Consider the following 15046-nt stretch of genomic DNA (forward strand, 5'->3'; position numbering starts at 1 on the left):
GGCTGCAAACAGCGACAAATCATCTCTAGGAGCTTTATATGGGTCTGTTCGACAAACTGAAGAAACTGGTTTCCGACGATAGCTCTGACACCGGCGGCATCGAAATCTTTGCTCCGCTGTCTGGCGAAATCGTGCCGATCGAAGATGTGCCTGACGTTGTCTTCGCCGAGAAGATTGTTGGCGACGGTATCGCTATCAAGCCGGCTGGCAACAAGATGGTTGCGCCGTGCGATGGTACCATCGGCAAGATTTTCGAGACCAACCACGCGTTCTCTCTGGAATCCGACTCCGGTATCGAGCTGTTCGTTCACTTCGGTATCGACACCGTTGAACTGAAAGGCGAAGGCTTCACCCGTATCGCTCAGGAAGGCCAACAGGTCAAGCGTGGCGACACCATCATCGAGTTCGATCTGGCCGTTCTGGAAGCGAAAGCCAAGTCTACCCTGACTCCGGTTGTCATCTCCAACATGGACGAGATCAAAGAGCTGATCAAAATGACTGGTGCCGTGACTGTGGGCGAGACCCCGGTTATCCGTATCAAGAAGTAATGCCCGGCTGGCTCACGCCAGTTGCTGCAGTAAAAAACCGAAGCCTGGTGCTTCGGTTTTTTTATGGTCGCGTGTCGGCTTCCCCTTCTGGTCACCAGGCTATTGTGCCGAGATGACAACCCGGTTTCGGCCCTGTTCCTTGGCCTGATAAAGGGCCCGATCGGCCATCATCAGCAGGTAGTCGATGCCCTCTTGCCCCTTCATGCTGGCACATCCCAGGCTGATGGTGAGGGAGAGCTGATCCCCCTGCCACGGCACGCGGGTGGTACTGACATGCTGGCGCAGCTGTTCGGCGCGCCGCGCCGCCTGTTCAATGTCGCAACCCGGCAGGATCAGCAGAAATTCCTCCCCGCCCCAGCGGGCCAGACTCTCACCCGGCAACAGCTGACTCGCCATGGCGTGGGCGACGGTGCAGAGCGCGGCATCGCCCGCAGGATGGCCGTAGCGGTCGTTGACCTGCTTGAAATGGTCGATATCCCCCAGTACCACCGAGAGGGGCTCGCCCTGCAACCAGAGGGTCTGCAGCTGTTGTTGGGCACCGCGCCGGTTGGTCAGCTCGGTGAGCGGATCGGTGCAGGAGAGGCGGCTCACCTCTTCCACCATGCACTGCAGGTCGTGGATATCGCGAAAGGTGACGATATGGCCATCCGGGATGGCATCGGCCCCCAGCTGGGCGGTGACGATAAACCAGCGTGACTGGCCGCCCTTGCAGCGGATCAGCGCAGGCATCTCGGCGACCTCCAGCCCTTGCGACAAGCTCTGTTCCACCTGCGAGTGCCAGGAGTCGATGATAGTGCGGCGATACCCTTCATCCGGGTAGGCGAGTCGAAACCAGGAGGCCATGTCCGGCAGCTCGGCAAGGTCGTAGCCGAGCTGCTCAAGGAAGGCTTTGTTCAGGAAGCGGTGGCGCCGCTGCGGGATCATGTCGGGCGAGCGGCCATCGTGACGGGCAATGGATTCTGACACCAGAATAGGCAGCGGGATCACATCGAAGGAGCGAAACAGGATCTGTTGCAGTTCTCGGTCATTCATGGGAAAAGCGACTCCTCGATGCATCTTTTGCATGCTTTACCATAGGTGAGAGCCGTGTGGTGGTAAACCGCTTTATGGTGTCTGCTGACGCGATGTCATGAACAATCCTTTGCTACTCGATGATAACGGTCTCCATGCGAGTCATTCTGGTCATCCGTTTCCCGCAGACCTGTTACCCACCCACCGCCTCGTTGACCTGAGTCATATAAAAAAGCCGCTCACCAGGGTGAGCGGCTGTTGCCATCAGATCAGTGCCGTTCGCTATCAGGCTGGCTGCTTGCCATCTTCAGCGGGTGGCGGCAGAGCGGCGGAGTTGGACTCCACCTTCTGCTCTTCACCTTGCATGTTCTTGATGTAGACATCCATCTGGTTGAAGGCGATCTCGATGCCGTTCTCGCGGAACAGCTGGTCGATCTTGCGGTTCAACTCGTCCACTGCCGGGTTGCGATCGCCGAGCTCGCTCACGAAGAAGCGCAGCTCGTGATCCAGAGTGCTGGCGCCGAAGGTGAGGAAGTAGACGATGGGGGCCGGGTCTTTCAGTACCCGGCTGTTTTCGTCGGCCGCCTGTTTGAGCAGGGTGCGGGTCAGCTCCAGATCCGAGCCGTACGCCACGCCGACCCGCACGATCACCCGGGTGACGGTGTCACTCAGCGACCAGTTGATCAGCCGTTCGGTCATCAGCTGCTGGTTGGGGATGATCACCTCTTTGCGGTCGAAGTCGGTCAGGGTGGTGGCGCGGATACGGATTTTGGAGACGGTACCGGAGAAGGATCCGATGGTGACGGTGTCACCGATCCGCACCGGACGCTCGAACAGGATGATGATGCCGGAGACGAAGTTGGAGAGGATCTCCTTCATACCGAAACCGATACCGACCGACAGACCACCCGCTACCCACTGCAGCTTGTCCCACTGTACGCCCATCATGGAGAGGGCGGTGAGGGAGCCGAAGCCGATCAGCACGTAGTTGAGCATGGTGGTGATGGCGTAGGCGGTACCCTGGGCCAGATTGAGCTTGGAGAGTATCAGCACTTCCAGCAAACCGGGCAGGTTGCGCGCCAGTGACCAGGCGCCGCCGAGCAACAGGAAGCCGATCAGCACGTCACTCAGGCTGATGGGGAACAGTACGGCGTTGGCGCCGGTCCCTTCACTGCGGTGCCACAGCACCATGCTGTCGAGGTAGGAGAATACCGCGACCAGATCGGACCAGAGCCAGTAGAAGGCGACACCGAAGATCAGCAGCAGCACGGTACGGGTCAGACGCAGGGATTGCTGGCTGACATCCTCCAGATCCATGGGTTGCTCTTCGACGGACTCGCCACCTTCCGCATCTTCCGAAGACTTGTGCTCGCGCTTGGCCACCGCGCGGCGGTAGGCCAGACGACGGGCGGCCAGCTCCAGACCACGCAGGGCGGTGCGGTAGACCAGGCTCCAGATGATGATGAGGTAGAAGGATTCTATCAGGCGACCGGTCAGCTTCAGCGCGGTGTAGTAGTAACCGAGCATCGCCAGCACGATCAGTGCCACCGGTGCCAGCGCCAGGGCGATGGCAATCAGCGACTTCTGTATGCTCACCTCGCCCTTGATGCGGGCGCGGGAGATGGGGAACACCAGATAGGCGGCCAGTCCCAACAGGAGCAGGGTCATGGCCTGACCGATCACGTCATTGCCCAGGGTGGAGGGTTCAACCACTGCTTTGGTTGCGAGCATGATAAGCGGCAGCAGTGGCAACCAGAGGTAGCGCATGCTGGATCGTTTGGCTTGCAGCTCCGCTTTCGGAATGCGGAAGTGGGTTTCGGCGATGCCACCCGGACGCATGACCGCGAGGTAGACGCTGAATACCAGGTAACCGAGGGCGAGGTTCAGGGTGATCTGGAACATCAGCTTGGGGCTGAGCAGACCACAATAGGTGAGCAGCAAGCCGCCAGCCAGAATGAACAGGCTGCCCGGCAGGCGGTGCAGCACGGTGTAGAAGAGCGCGACAGGGGTGTGCCATTGGTTGTCCTGACGGAAACGGCCAAGGTCCTTGGCAATCTTCTTCTGTCGTTCAACCAGTGTCGGGCGCTTCCAGACCAGCAGGCCGCCGATCAGCAGCAGCGGGAAGGCGAGCAGGGAGATCCCCAGCAACTCTTCGCGCCAGCGTTTCCAGTCCGGTTTCAGTACCCAGTCGGAGGCCTGTTTGTAGGCCTGGGCGGGCCAGCTGATAAACCACTTGCTGTCGATGGGCTTGTTGCTGCTTACCCAGAAGATATGTTGTTGCAGGGTAAATTCGATGGACTTGTAGATCCGCGCCAGCTGCTGCTGGGTCAGCTGCAGGCTGATGGCGTTGGTGAGCTGGCTGTCGAGCTGGCGGTTGAGCTGATCGAGCAGATTGATGCGGGTGTCGAGCAGCTTGGCAAGGTTGGCCTTGTCCTCTTCGCTGACCGGCTCCTTGCTGCCGGCGATCAGGTTGTCCAGATAGAGGTTCTTCTGGAACAGCTGGTCACGTTGCTGGCTCAGTTCGAACTGGGCCAGGTGGAGGTCGGCGATCTGCTCTTCCAGATTCTTGACGGCGATAGAGGGTGCCGCTTCCAGCTGCTGGTAGAGCTGATAGAGGATGCGTGACAGCAGCAGGTTGCCCTTGAGCATCTGCACCTGTTCGTTCAGGTTGCGCTCGGTCTGGGTACCGCGCTCCAGCCAGCTCTTGGCTTGCAGGTTTTTTTGTACCAGCGAGTTGAGGCTGGTGGTGGCGGTGATGAGTTGCTGGCTGAGCTGGTGGTTGAGTTCCTGCTCTTTTTGCACCAGCGGGCTGTCTTCGGTCGCCACCAGCTCACCGGTCTGCTCGGCGGTCTTTTCGGTGTCGCCGAGACGCTTGGCGCTGCTCTGCTCCTGCAGCAACTGCAGTTTCTGCTCTTCGATGGCGAGACGGGCACTCTGATAGTCGCGCTGCTTGACCGCCAGATCCTGCATGCTGGTACGGTTATCCAGATCCTTTTGCAACTGGGCCAGTTGCAGATCGATCAGCGCCAGCTCGGCATTGAGCTTCATCTTCTCGGCGCTGGAGACGCTTTCACCGGCGTTGAGACGGCTGCGGATCTCCTGACTGCGCTGATAGGCATGGCTCATTCTGGCCTGAGCCCGCTCCGGCAGTGTCTGCAGGCTGGTGAGCTGGCTGCCGATGGTGCCGAGGGCCTCCTGGGCCTCCTGCATGTTGGCCAGCACTTCCGGCTGACGGCTGTCGAGCTCCGCCAGACTCATGCTGGCGTATTCGCTCTTGATCTGCTCGACACTCTTGCCCTTGGTCAGGGCATCGAGCCTGGCGCTGATCTCTTTGAGTTCGGTGGGCAGGTTGCGGATCCGCTGTGCCTGGGTCTTGGCCTTCGCCTCTTCCTTGTCGATGCTGTCGAGCAAGGCAAGGGTCTCGGTCAGCAACTTCTGATCCGCTTGCTGACTGACGGTCAGGGTCTCTGATTTACCCAGACCATCCAGTGCTCGCTGAACGGAATTGCGAGAGGGGGCATCTTGCGCCATGGCTTGCGGGACGCAGAGGCTGGCGATTAAACAGAGCAGCGGCAACAGGGTGGCCGAGACTCTTTTAAAACGTATTGAGGGCATATAACTTCCGGGTTATTACGCGATATTCGGGAGATTTCCCGCATAGATTAAATTCGCGTGGATTCTAACACCGGGCTTGTCAGGTAAGCAGGGGGGAGGGATAAAAAAAACGGCGCCCGCAGGCGCCGTTTTCATGTTGTTCAGCTCTGATTAAAGAACGTGAACAGAAGCGGTGTTGGTGGTGCCGCTCGGTACCAGAGCACCGGAGACCATGACAACCACGTCACCTTTCAGACCCATGCCGATTTCCAGCGCGGCTTCTTTACCGATGCGATAGAAATCGTCGGTAGAGGCGATGCTGTCAACCACGTGAGCAACCACACCCTTGGTCAGTACCAGCTGGGCAGCAGTCTTCTTGTTGGTGGTGATAGCCAGGATCCAGGCTTTCGGGAAGTACTTGCGAATGGCCTTGGCAGATTTGCCGCCTTCGGTAGCGACCACGATCAGCGGGGCGTCCAGCTTCTCGGAGGTCTCTACGGCGCCTTTACATACGGCTTCGGTGATGCGCAGCTTGTTGCTGTCGTTGGCAGCAGACAGGTTGGACGGCATCACGGCATCGGTACGCTCGCAGATGGTGGCCATGATGGTCACGGCTTCCAGCGGGTACTTACCCTTGGCGGATTCACCGGACAGCATGACTGCGTCGGTACCGTCCAGGATGGCGTTGGCCACGTCGCCAGCTTCGGCGCGGGTCGGACGCGGGTTCTTGATCATGGAGTCCAGCATCTGGGTGGCAGTGATAACCACTTTGCGGGCTTTGTTGCACTTGGCGATGATCATCTTCTGGGCGAAGATAACTTCTTCAACCGGGATTTCTACGCCCATGTCGCCACGAGCAACCATGATGCCGTCGGAAACAGCCAGGATCTCGTCGAAGTTGTCCAGACCTTCCTGGTTTTCGATCTTGGAGATGATCTGGATGTTCTCGCCACCGTGGGCTTTCAGGTGCTCACGGATTTCCAGAACGTCTTCTTTCTTACGGATGAAAGAAGCAGCAACGAAATCAACGCCTTGCTCGCAACCGAAGATCAGGTCGCGCTTGTCTTTCTCGGCCAGGGCCGGCAGCTTGATGGAGACGCCCGGCAGGTTAACGCCTTTGTTCTCGCCCAGGTCACCGTTGTTCAGCACTTTACAGATAACTTCGCGCTCGGTGATTTCGATAACGTCCAGACCGATCAGGCCGTCATCAACCAGGATGCGGTTGCCGACGCGCAGGTCGTTGGCGAAACCGGCATAGGTCACAGCCACTTTGTCTTTGTTGCCAACCACGGTCTGGTCGGTGGTGAAGGTGAAAGTCTGGCCAGCGACCAGCGCGACATCGTTGCCGCCTTCCAGCTTCATGGTACGGATTTCCGGACCCTTGGTGTCCAGCAGGATAGCTGCGTGCTTGCCGGTCTCGGCCATCACAGCGCGCAGGTTGCTGATGCGGCTGCCGTGTTCGGCGTAGTCACCGTGGGAGAAGTTCAGGCGCATGACGTTCATGCCGGCGTCCAGCATTTTGGCCAGCATTTCTTTGGATTCGGTCTTCGGACCGATGGTGCAGACAATTTTGGTCTTTTTCATGTCAATCTTCATGGTTAAGGAATTTCCGCCGAGCAATATACACCAGTTTTTGGAATCTTTTTATGATCCAGAAACAACGTTTTGACCAGATAACGTTTTCTTTTCAGGGATAACGTTTTCCTGTGAGTCACATTTTAGAGCATACGGCCACAGGTTAGGGCTGAAGGGATACAAATGTTGCCATCTGTGGTTGTTTGGCCGGGTTGAGGTTCAGATGTTGTAAAATGACCACCCGCCCGCTGTCACCGTCTTGTCACCGTCTTGCGCAAAAATGTTAGTTCATTGGCGCACGGGTGAAGGCGGTCGGGATGAAAAACAGCCATGAAACCGGATGGACACTGCTCTTGCTGGGCATCACTCTGCTCCTGGTTCAGGCGCTGCCAGCCCGCGACTGGCCTGACAACGCTGGTCTGCTCGCACTCATTTTCCACCCGGTAAAAGGGGAGGCGGCCGCCGAGGGATTGGCGTGGCGAGAGTGGCAGGATCACAGTGCAGCGACCCGGATGGCGCTTCGCGCTCCCCGATCGCTGCCGGATGCGCCGCAGCCTTGATATCTATTGCCGCTTCTCGGTCGTGAAGGAAGGAGTGAAGGAGTGAAGGAGTGAAATTATCAACCATCGGTTGATAGTGCTTATCTATCTTGCTGGATTGTTCACCTGAAATCGTGGGGTGATAATCGATTCCAACAGCGATATCCCCTCCGGTATCGCCCCCTGATACTTTGTTGGAGTCCGCTTTATGTCCCTCGCCCCCGTCTGGTTTATCTCTCACGGCGCACCGGATCTGGTGCTGCGTGAGCAACCCGCCACCCGCTTTCTGCGAACCCTGCGTCTGGGTGCGCTCAAGGGGCTGGTGGTCATCTCCGCCCACTGGTTCAGCCGCGAGCTGCAGATCAACGTCGAGCCAAAACCGGCGCTGATGTATGACTTTTACGGCTTTCCCGAACCCCTCTACCGGATGCGTTGGCCTGCCATCAGCCCCGAGTGGCTGCAGCAAGGGGTGAGCGACCAGCTGGCGCTGGCGGGACTGACCGCCACCCCGGTGCGGCGCGAGCTGGATCACGGGGTCTGGTCGCCGCTCTCCCTGATCGACCCCGAGAGCGAGCTCCCGCTGGTGCAGATCTCCATCCCCGCGAGCTTCACCCCTGCCCAGTTGTGGCAGCTGGGGGAGGTGCTGGGGGCGCTGCGCAGTCAGGGGATTGGCATCCTCGCCTCCGGCGCCATCACCCACAACCTGCGGGCGCTGGCACCGGAAGGCTCGCCAGTACCTGAGTGGGCCAGCCAGTTTGTCGACTGGCTGGAGCAGAAGATGGCCAACGAGGATCGGCTGGCGCTACTCGACTATCGTCGGCTGGCTCCCGGAGCGGTGGAGTCCCATCCCCACGACGATCACCTGCGCCCGCTCTTTGTGGCGCTGGGGGCGGCCGATGGTGTGGCACCGACCCGGCTGCACGAAAGCTGGGATGGCGGCAGCCTCTATATGGGCGCCTACCGCTTCGGCTGATAGCCTCTCAGCAAGACCCGCCAATTGGCGGGGTCTTGTCGTTTACGGCGTGGTGATTGAGCCAATGGTGCTGGTGATTGACCCGATGGAACTCAGGGGACCAGCACCCGGCTCTCGCCGCCGCCGAGGGCTTCGACCCTGATCTGCACGCCAATCCGCTCAACCAGGGTCTGGACGTGGGAGATGACCCCGATCTGGCGGCCGGCGGCCTGCAGGGAGTCGAGGCTGGCGAGCGCCAGATCCAGGCTGTCCGGATCCAGGGTGCCGAACCCTTCGTCGATAAAGAGCGATTCGACCTGGGTCTGCCGTGACGAGAGGCTGGAGAGGGCCAGTGCCAGCGCCAGCGACACCAGAAAACTCTCGCCGCCGGAGAGGGAGTCCACCGAGCGCACCTCGTCCCCCATGTCGAGATCCACCACCTGCAGCGCCAGATCGGTGCCAGGTACCCGCTCCAGCCGATAACGCGGCGAGAGCTCGGCGAGCTGGGCGTTGGCCTCCAGCAGCAGGCGCTCGAGGGTGAGGCTCTGGGCAAAGGTGCGGAACTTGGCGCCGTTGGCTTGCCCGATCAGATCGCACAGCTGCTGCCAGTGATCGGCCACCGCCTGCTGGGCGGTCAGCTCCTGTTGCAGGCTGCCCGCCTTGAGGGCGGCCGCTTCGGCTTGCGCCAGCGTGCTCTTGCACTCGAACAGTTGCTCGTCGAGCTCGCGGCAGTGGGTTTCCAGCGCCGTGAGCCGCAGCAGCAGCTCCTCCTGCGGCAGGGCGGCCAGCTCGGGGTGATGCTCGCGATAGCGCTCCCGCTTGCTCTCCTCCAGCGCCAGCGCCCGCTGCCGCTCGGCAAGGCGGGTTCGCGCCTCGCCAACCGCATCCTCCAGCCCTTGCAGAGCTGCACGGCGCGCCTTGAGTTCATCGGGGCTGATGGCGAGCAGGCGGCGCAGGTCATATTCGGCGATGCCGAGGGTACTGGCGTGGGCAGCCCAGCGCCCCAGCACCTCCCGTTTGCGGCGGCTGCTCACCTGCTTCTCCTGCTCCACATGGCTGAGGCGGGTCTTGAGCTCGGTCTGCCGCTCGCGCAGGGAGCGGGCGCTCTGTTGCATCGCCTCCAGTTCGCTGGCGAGTTGTTGCAGTCGCTGTTGCCAGCGGTTCTCGACCAGCGGGATCTCCTCGCCATTCAGACAGGCGGCGCGGCTGGTGAGCAGCCCCTGCCGCTGCTGCTCGTGCTCCTTATAGTCGCGCTCCAGCTTGTGCAGCAGCTCGCGCTGGGTCTGCAGGCGCGCCTCTTGTGCGCTCAGGGCCGGGGTCAGGCTGGCGATCTCGCTGGCCAGCCGCTCCCACTCACTCTGGCCGTGCAGCCAGGCTTCGCAGGCCCGTTGCCATTCGTGCCACTGCTGGCTGCCGAGCCACTGGCGCCACGGTTGGCCGCCCATCTGTTCGTCGAGGCGCTGGGCACCCTGTTCGAGGCGCTGGCGCAGGGTCGCTTCCTGCTCGCCCATCCCCTTTACCTCTCCTTCCAGCGCGATGCGCTGGCGGTCGGCCTCCTGCCACTGCTGGTCAAACTGCTGGTGTTGGGCCGCCAGCTGGCTCAGTTGCTGACGCACCCCTTGCAACTGTTGCTGACCGAGCTGGGCCTGACGCAGCTGCTGCTGGCTGTGGGCCAATCCCAGCTCCAGCGCCTGGCCACGACCGAGCAGGGTGCTCATCAGCTCGTTCCACTCAATGGGGCTCTGGCGCAGTGGCAGTGGATGGCCGAGCAGGGTATCGCCCCCCAGCTGTTGCCAGCGCTGGGTCAGCTGCTCGGCGCGCGCTTCCAGCTCCGGCAGATGTTGCTGACGCACTGCCAGCTGACGGGCCAGCTCCTGACGCTCGCTCTCGCACTGAATGTATTGATGGTTGAGTCGCTCCCATTCGAGCTCCAGACTGCGGGCACGCTCCGCCAGTTGACCGAGAATGCCCGCCACCTGCGGCTGGCTCTGGCTGTAGGGATGCTCCTCGGCACCGCACAGCGGGCAAGGTTCACCATCGCTCAGAATATGGCGATACTGCTCGAAGCTGGCGATGGCGCGGGACTGCTCCAGCGCGTGGCGCGCCTCATCCCGCTGCAGGGCGAGCCGCTCGCGGGCGGGGGCCAGCTCTTCGCCGAGGGTGGCCAGCTTGCTCAGCGCCTGCTCCAGCTGGGCAATCTCCTGCTGCAGGCGGCCATGCTGCTCGCCGTGGTTGCGGCCATAGTCGGCCAGCTCCAGCAGCTGGCGCAGTTGACTCAGTTGCTCGGTCTGCTGTTGCCATTGCTCCTGCGCCTTGGCGAGGCGGCTCTCCCACTGCTGCTCCTGCAACTCATTTTGTTGCTGTTGTAGCCGCGCCTGCTCCTGTTGCCAGTAGTCGCGCTCCTGCTGGCCTTGCTCCAGCTGGCGCTGCAACTGTTGCAGGGCGCGCAGCTTGTGATCCCGCAGGGTGAGCAGCTGTTGCAGCTTGTCGGCATCGTCGGCCCAATCCTGCATGGCGGTGAGCAGCGGCTGCCACTGGCGGGCAACCGGTGCCAGCTCCTTGTGCTCTTCGAGCCAAAGGCCCCACTGCTGGTGCTGCTGCTTGAGCAGCTCTACCTGTCGGCTCTGCTCGCGCCAGCCCTGCTCGAGGGTGAGCTGGACTTCCCGCTCCTGCGCTCCCTCCTGCTGGATCTTCTGCAACTGCTGCACTTTTTCCCGGATGCGGGTATCGAGCTCCTGCGCCCGCTTGAGTTCGGGTTGCAGGGCACCCCATTCCCGCTCGGCGGCGATCTTCTCCGCCAGCAGTTGCTGTTCGGTGAGGGCGCTCTGCTGGGTCTGCTCCTCGAGCTTGGCCAGCTCTGGCCCCAGCTCGGCGATCACCTTCTCCTGCTGCTGCACTTCAAGGATGAGGCGGGCCAGCTCGTCGTGATCGGCACGGGCCACCTGGGCCTGTTCGGCACGGGCAAACTCCTCGCGCTCGGGGGCCGCGGCGCCGTGAGCCTGCAGGGCGGCATCGAGCGCCGCCTGTCCCTCGGCGCAGCCCTGCAGCTGGGCGGCAATGCGGCTGTTGAGGTCGCGCAAGTCCTGCATCAGCTGCTGCTGTTGCTGCTCGTGCTTGAGGGTGGTGGAGAGGCTTATCTGCTGGCTCACCCACTGTTCGCGGGTCGCTTCGTCCATCAGCGCCACGTCGCCGAGGCGCTGGGCAATGGTGGCCAGCTTCTGCTGCTCTTCCCGCGCCCGCTCATAGGTCTGGATGGAGATGGCGGAGTAGAGCTCGGTGCCGGTCATCCGTTCTAGCAGGGCGGAGCGCTCGTTGGCATCCGATTTGAGAAAGGCGGCAAATTCCCCCTGCGGCAGGATCACCGCGCGGCGGAACTGCTCCCAGGAGAGGCCCACCAGCTCGTCGATGCGATCCTGCAGCTCCCGCTTGCTGCCGGAGAAGACCTGCCCCGACTCGACATCGGTCAGGGTGCGCTCTTGCGCCTGAAAACGCCCCTCGGAGCGGTTGCGCGCCCGGCGCACCGCCCAGCGGGCCAGCCAGATGCGGCCATCGCAGCCGCGAAACTGCACCTCGGCAAAGCCGCTGGCGTGGCCGCGACTGAGGATGCCGCGCACGTCGTTGGCCTTGAGCTTCTCTTCGTCATCCATGCGGCCCACTTCGGCCACGTTCTTACGATTGGCGATAAAGCGCGGCATCTCGTCGTAGAGGGCGAGACAAATGGCATCTAGCAGGGTGCTCTTGCCTGCGCCGGTGTTGCCGGTGATTGCAAACAGGCCGGCGGCGCCGAGCGCTCCCCTGGTAAAGTCGATGGTGAAGGGGCCGGTCAGACTGGCCAGATTCTCACCTGACAGAGACAAGATTTTCATTGGTTAGACTCCTTCACCTGCTCCAGGATCTCTTCAAACGAGGCGACCAGTTGTGCTTCGGGCTCCCCTTCAAACTGGCGCTGATAGCAGAGGCGAAACACCTCGGTGGGGGATAGCTCATCGAGCCTGCGCCGCTCGCGACCATCGGCCAGCCCTTCGCCCGAGCCCTGATACTGGGTGCTGATGCGGGCCAGACGCACCGGTTTGTCGGCGATGGCGGCGAGAATCCGCTCGCGGATGCGGGCCTCGGGCTTGGGCAGCAGCAGCCGCACTTCGAGGAAAGGTTGTGCCTCTTGTGGACAAGCAGGCAGCTCGAGTGATGCGATAGCTTTCAATGCATCGTCGAGGCTGCTCTGGGGCAGGCGGATCATCTCCACCGCGCGCGGCACCGGGATCCGCTCCAGCCCGGCCAGTTTGCCCCCCGCAAAGGTCACTTCCAGCACCTGATGGTTGTAGTTGGCCTCGGCCAGCGAAAGCGGCAGCGGTGAGCCGCTGTAGTGCACCCCGTCGGCCGGACTCTGGGCCAGATGGAGGTGACCGAGCGCCGTGTAATCAGCCGCGGCGAAGAGATCGGCAGGCAGGGCGTGCTGGTTGCCGCCAAGCACCCGCCGCTCCGACAGCTCCGAGAGCTGGCCTGCCGCCAGATAGGCGTGGCCCATGGCGATTAGCGGCAGATCCGCCCCGCAGCGGTCGCGCCCCTCGGCCAACACTTCTGCGTAGACTTGCCGAACCCCTTCGATCAGCCTGTCCTGCCCCTCTGCCAACGGCTCCACCCGCAAGTCGCTGCTGCGCAGGAACGGCACGGCGGCACACCAGGCGGCAATGTTGCCCTCCCGGTCTTGCAGCGGTACCAGCAGGCGGTCGGTTTCGAGCTTGCCTTCACTGTCGCGGCTGATGCTGCCCACCAGATGCAGATCGAAGGCCCGCAGCAGTTCGTGGGGGGCATCCAGCTTGGAAGGGGAGTCGTGGTTGCCGCCGATCAGCACCATGTTGAGGTGGGGCATCTCGGCGCGCAGCCGCGCCAGAAAACGGTAGAGCTGTTGCCAGGCGCTGGCGGGCGGATTGGCGGTATCAAACAGATCGCCCGCCACCAGCAGGGCGTCGATCTCGCGCGCCTTGAGGGTGTCGCTCAGCCAGTCGAGGAAGGCATCGTGTTCAAAACGGCGGTCATGGCCATGAAGTTGATGGCCAAGGTGCCAGTCGGCGGTATGGAGGATTTTCATTGGAAAGCAGCCCGGTTGCAGGGATGGTGCCTGCGGCACCCGATGGAGACAAGATGAGGATGCCCCGTGCTTTTTTCAAGTAAAACAGGGGGCTGGCTTTGGATTCAGGCCGGTTCGCAGCACATCCGGTATTGGGGGTGGCCGGTAAGGGGATCGGACTCCTCGGCCTCGATGACAAAACCGTGGCGGCGATAGAAACGCACCGCCTGATCGTTCTCGACAAAGACCCGGGCGTGGAGCGACGCCCCCTGACGCTTCGCCTCCTGCAGCAGGGCGTGGCCAACGCCGCGGCCCTGACGGTCGGGGCGCACAAAGAGGGCGGCGAGATAGTTGTCTACCAGCGCCATAAAGCCGAGCAGATCGCCGCGCTCCTCGAACACCCAGATGGCGGCGCGATCGAGATAGCGGGTACGCAGATCCTCCTGGGCCTGCCACCAGCAGGAGGCATCGACGAAATCGTGGGCCTGCAGGGAGGCCAGCAGCCAGATTTCAACGACCTCTTCCATGTCTTCCGGGCGACTTGGCCGTAACATAATTTCATCCTTGTTAACAACTGGCACTCTCGCAGTCTAGGGGAACTTGGCAAGGGCTCAGGTGTTATAAATGAGACCCTGTGAGGTCGATCGCCCTTTATTTAGCGAGAATGATTGGCTGATCACAAAGCGCCTCTCTAGTACAATGCCCGCCGGACAATCTAGAGACCGAGGACGCCATGTGGTTTAAAAACCTGCAGATTTATCGCTTTACCCGCCCCTTTGACCTGACCGTGGATCAGCTGGAAACCCAGCTGGAAGCCTGTGCCTTCACCCCTTGCGGCAGTCAGGACATCTCCCGTTTCGGGTGGGTCAAGCCCCTTGGCAAATTCGGCTCAACCCTGACCCACTCTGCCTCCGGCCACATCCTCATCTGCGCCCGCAAAGAGGAGAAGATGCTGCCCGGTAGCGTGGTCAAGGAGATGCTGGCCGAGAAGGTAGAGGCGATCGAGTTCGAACAGGGACGCGCCCTCAAGAAGAAAGAGAAAGAAGCGCTGAAAGAGGAGATCCTCCACACCCTGCTGCCCCGTGCCTTTAGTCGTACCAGCCAGACCTTCGCCTGGATCAATCCGGCCGACAATTTAATGGTGGTGGACGCAGGTTCTGCCAAGAAGGCGGACGATCTGCTGGCGCTGTTGCGCAAATCCATCGGCTCCCTGCCGGTGGTGCCGGTGGCTCTCAAGAACCCGCCCGAGATCACCATGACCGAGTGGCTGAACGAGGGCAATCTGCCGGCCTCCTTCACTCTGGAAGACGAAGCCGAGCTGCGCAGTGCCATGGAGCACGGCGGCATTATCCGCTGCAAGCAGCAGGATCTGATGACGGATGAAATCAAGAACCATCTGGCCAACGACAAGCTGGTGACCAAGCTGGCCCTCAACTGGGGCGAGACCGTCAGCTTCGTGCTGGGGGATGATCTCTCCATCAAGCGGCTGAAGTTCAGCGAAGAGCTGCGCGAGCAGAACGACGACGTCACCAGCGAAGATCCGGCCGCCCGTCTGGATGCCGACTTCGCACTGGTCACCTCCGAGCTGGCCCAGTTTATCCCGGCGCTGTTTGCCGCCCTGGGTGGCGAGGAGCAGTCCATCTAACCGGACTTGCGCCTGTTTGGCCTCTGCCATCCCATCGTAAAAACCGCCTTCGGGCGGTTTTTTTGTGGGCAACAGGTGGGCGGGGGACTGTTATGCAGAGCGGGATGAGGGCAA

The 15046-nt window shown here is 61.6% G+C and carries 10 protein-coding genes; 4 read left to right on the forward strand and 6 right to left on the reverse strand.

The window, feature by feature from the left end; all coding sequences use genetic code 11:
* Window positions 1-38 precede the first annotated feature (38 nt).
* Window positions 39-548, forward strand: a complete 510-nt coding sequence (gene crr, locus I6G90_RS00635; RefSeq protein WP_042061931.1) for a PTS glucose transporter subunit IIA — start codon at window positions 39-41, stop codon at window positions 546-548.
* A gap of 99 nt (window positions 549-647) precedes the next feature.
* Here the strand turns inward: crr and I6G90_RS00640 are convergent, their stop codons facing one another.
* The 3 genes from I6G90_RS00640 to pykF all read right to left on the reverse strand — a co-directional run bounded on the left by I6G90_RS00640 (window position 648) and on the right by pykF (window position 6737).
* Window positions 648-1580: a GGDEF domain-containing protein gene (locus tag I6G90_RS00640; protein WP_197929244.1), complete on the reverse strand. Its 933-nt coding sequence runs from the start codon at window positions 1578-1580 to the stop codon at window positions 648-650.
* Window positions 1581-1844: 264 nt separating this feature from the next.
* Window positions 1845-5174, reverse strand: coding sequence for a mechanosensitive channel MscK (mscK, locus tag I6G90_RS00645; RefSeq protein ID WP_197929246.1), 3330 nt, complete (start codon window positions 5172-5174; stop codon window positions 1845-1847).
* Window positions 5175-5324: 150 nt separating this feature from the next.
* Entirely contained in the window at window positions 5325-6737 is a 1413-nt protein-coding gene (pykF, locus tag I6G90_RS00650; protein WP_031227651.1) for a pyruvate kinase PykF, read from the reverse strand.
* A 308-nt stretch (window positions 6738-7045) separates the two neighbouring features.
* On the opposite strand from pykF, the gene I6G90_RS00655 reads away from it, so the two are divergent.
* On the forward strand, window positions 7046-7288 hold the full coding sequence (locus I6G90_RS00655; RefSeq protein WP_197929248.1) for a hypothetical protein: 243 nt from the start codon (window positions 7046-7048) through the stop codon (window positions 7286-7288).
* Window positions 7289-7475: 187 nt separating this feature from the next.
* Window positions 7476-8240: a DODA-type extradiol aromatic ring-opening family dioxygenase gene (locus I6G90_RS00660; protein ID WP_197929250.1), complete on the forward strand. Its 765-nt coding sequence runs from the start codon at window positions 7476-7478 to the stop codon at window positions 8238-8240.
* A 92-nt stretch (window positions 8241-8332) separates the two neighbouring features.
* On the opposite strand, the gene I6G90_RS00665 is transcribed toward I6G90_RS00660, so the two are convergent.
* The 3 genes from I6G90_RS00665 to I6G90_RS00675 all read right to left on the reverse strand — a co-directional run bounded on the left by I6G90_RS00665 (window position 8333) and on the right by I6G90_RS00675 (window position 13841).
* Window positions 8333-12085, reverse strand: a complete 3753-nt coding sequence (locus tag I6G90_RS00665) for an AAA family ATPase (protein WP_197929252.1) — start codon at window positions 12083-12085, stop codon at window positions 8333-8335.
* Complete coding sequence (locus I6G90_RS00670) at window positions 12082-13308, reverse strand: exonuclease SbcCD subunit D C-terminal domain-containing protein (protein WP_197929254.1); 1227 nt, start codon at window positions 13306-13308, stop codon at window positions 12082-12084. Before I6G90_RS00670 ends, I6G90_RS00665 begins: the two co-directional genes overlap by 4 nt.
* 104 nt (window positions 13309-13412) lie before the next feature.
* Window positions 13413-13841, reverse strand: coding sequence for a GNAT family N-acetyltransferase (locus I6G90_RS00675; protein ID WP_042061919.1), 429 nt, complete (start codon window positions 13839-13841; stop codon window positions 13413-13415).
* 179 nt (window positions 13842-14020) lie between these two features.
* Here I6G90_RS00675 and rdgC point away from each other — a divergent pair, with 179 nt between their 5' ends.
* Window positions 14021-14932 carry a recombination-associated protein RdgC gene (rdgC, locus tag I6G90_RS00680; RefSeq protein ID WP_058054337.1) on the forward strand — a complete coding sequence of 304 codons (912 nt, stop codon included), beginning with the start codon at window positions 14021-14023 and terminating at the stop codon, window positions 14930-14932.
* Window positions 14933-15046 lie beyond the last annotated feature (114 nt).

Origin of the sequence: Aeromonas allosaccharophila, assembly GCF_016026615.1 — a bacterium.
Lineage (GTDB): Bacteria > Pseudomonadota > Gammaproteobacteria > Enterobacterales > Aeromonadaceae > Aeromonas > Aeromonas allosaccharophila.

Coding starts and splice junctions, on each gene's coding strand:
- crr (WP_042061931.1), top strand. CDS start 39: ATGGGTCTGTTCGACAAACTGAAGAAACTGGTTTCCGACGATAGCTCT.
- I6G90_RS00640 (WP_197929244.1), bottom strand. CDS start 1,580: ATGAATGACCGAGAACTGCAACAGATCCTGTTTCGCTCCTTCGATGTG.
- mscK (WP_197929246.1), bottom strand. CDS start 5,174: ATGCCCTCAATACGTTTTAAAAGAGTCTCGGCCACCCTGTTGCCGCTG.
- pykF (WP_031227651.1), bottom strand. CDS start 6,737: ATGAAAAAGACCAAAATTGTCTGCACCATCGGTCCGAAGACCGAATCC.
- I6G90_RS00655 (WP_197929248.1), top strand. CDS start 7,046: ATGAAAAACAGCCATGAAACCGGATGGACACTGCTCTTGCTGGGCATC.
- I6G90_RS00660 (WP_197929250.1), top strand. CDS start 7,476: ATGTCCCTCGCCCCCGTCTGGTTTATCTCTCACGGCGCACCGGATCTG.
- I6G90_RS00665 (WP_197929252.1), bottom strand. CDS start 12,085: ATGAAAATCTTGTCTCTGTCAGGTGAGAATCTGGCCAGTCTGACCGGC.
- I6G90_RS00670 (WP_197929254.1), bottom strand. CDS start 13,308: ATGAAAATCCTCCATACCGCCGACTGGCACCTTGGCCATCAACTTCAT.
- I6G90_RS00675 (WP_042061919.1), bottom strand. CDS start 13,841: ATGTTACGGCCAAGTCGCCCGGAAGACATGGAAGAGGTCGTTGAAATC.
- rdgC (WP_058054337.1), top strand. CDS start 14,021: ATGTGGTTTAAAAACCTGCAGATTTATCGCTTTACCCGCCCCTTTGAC.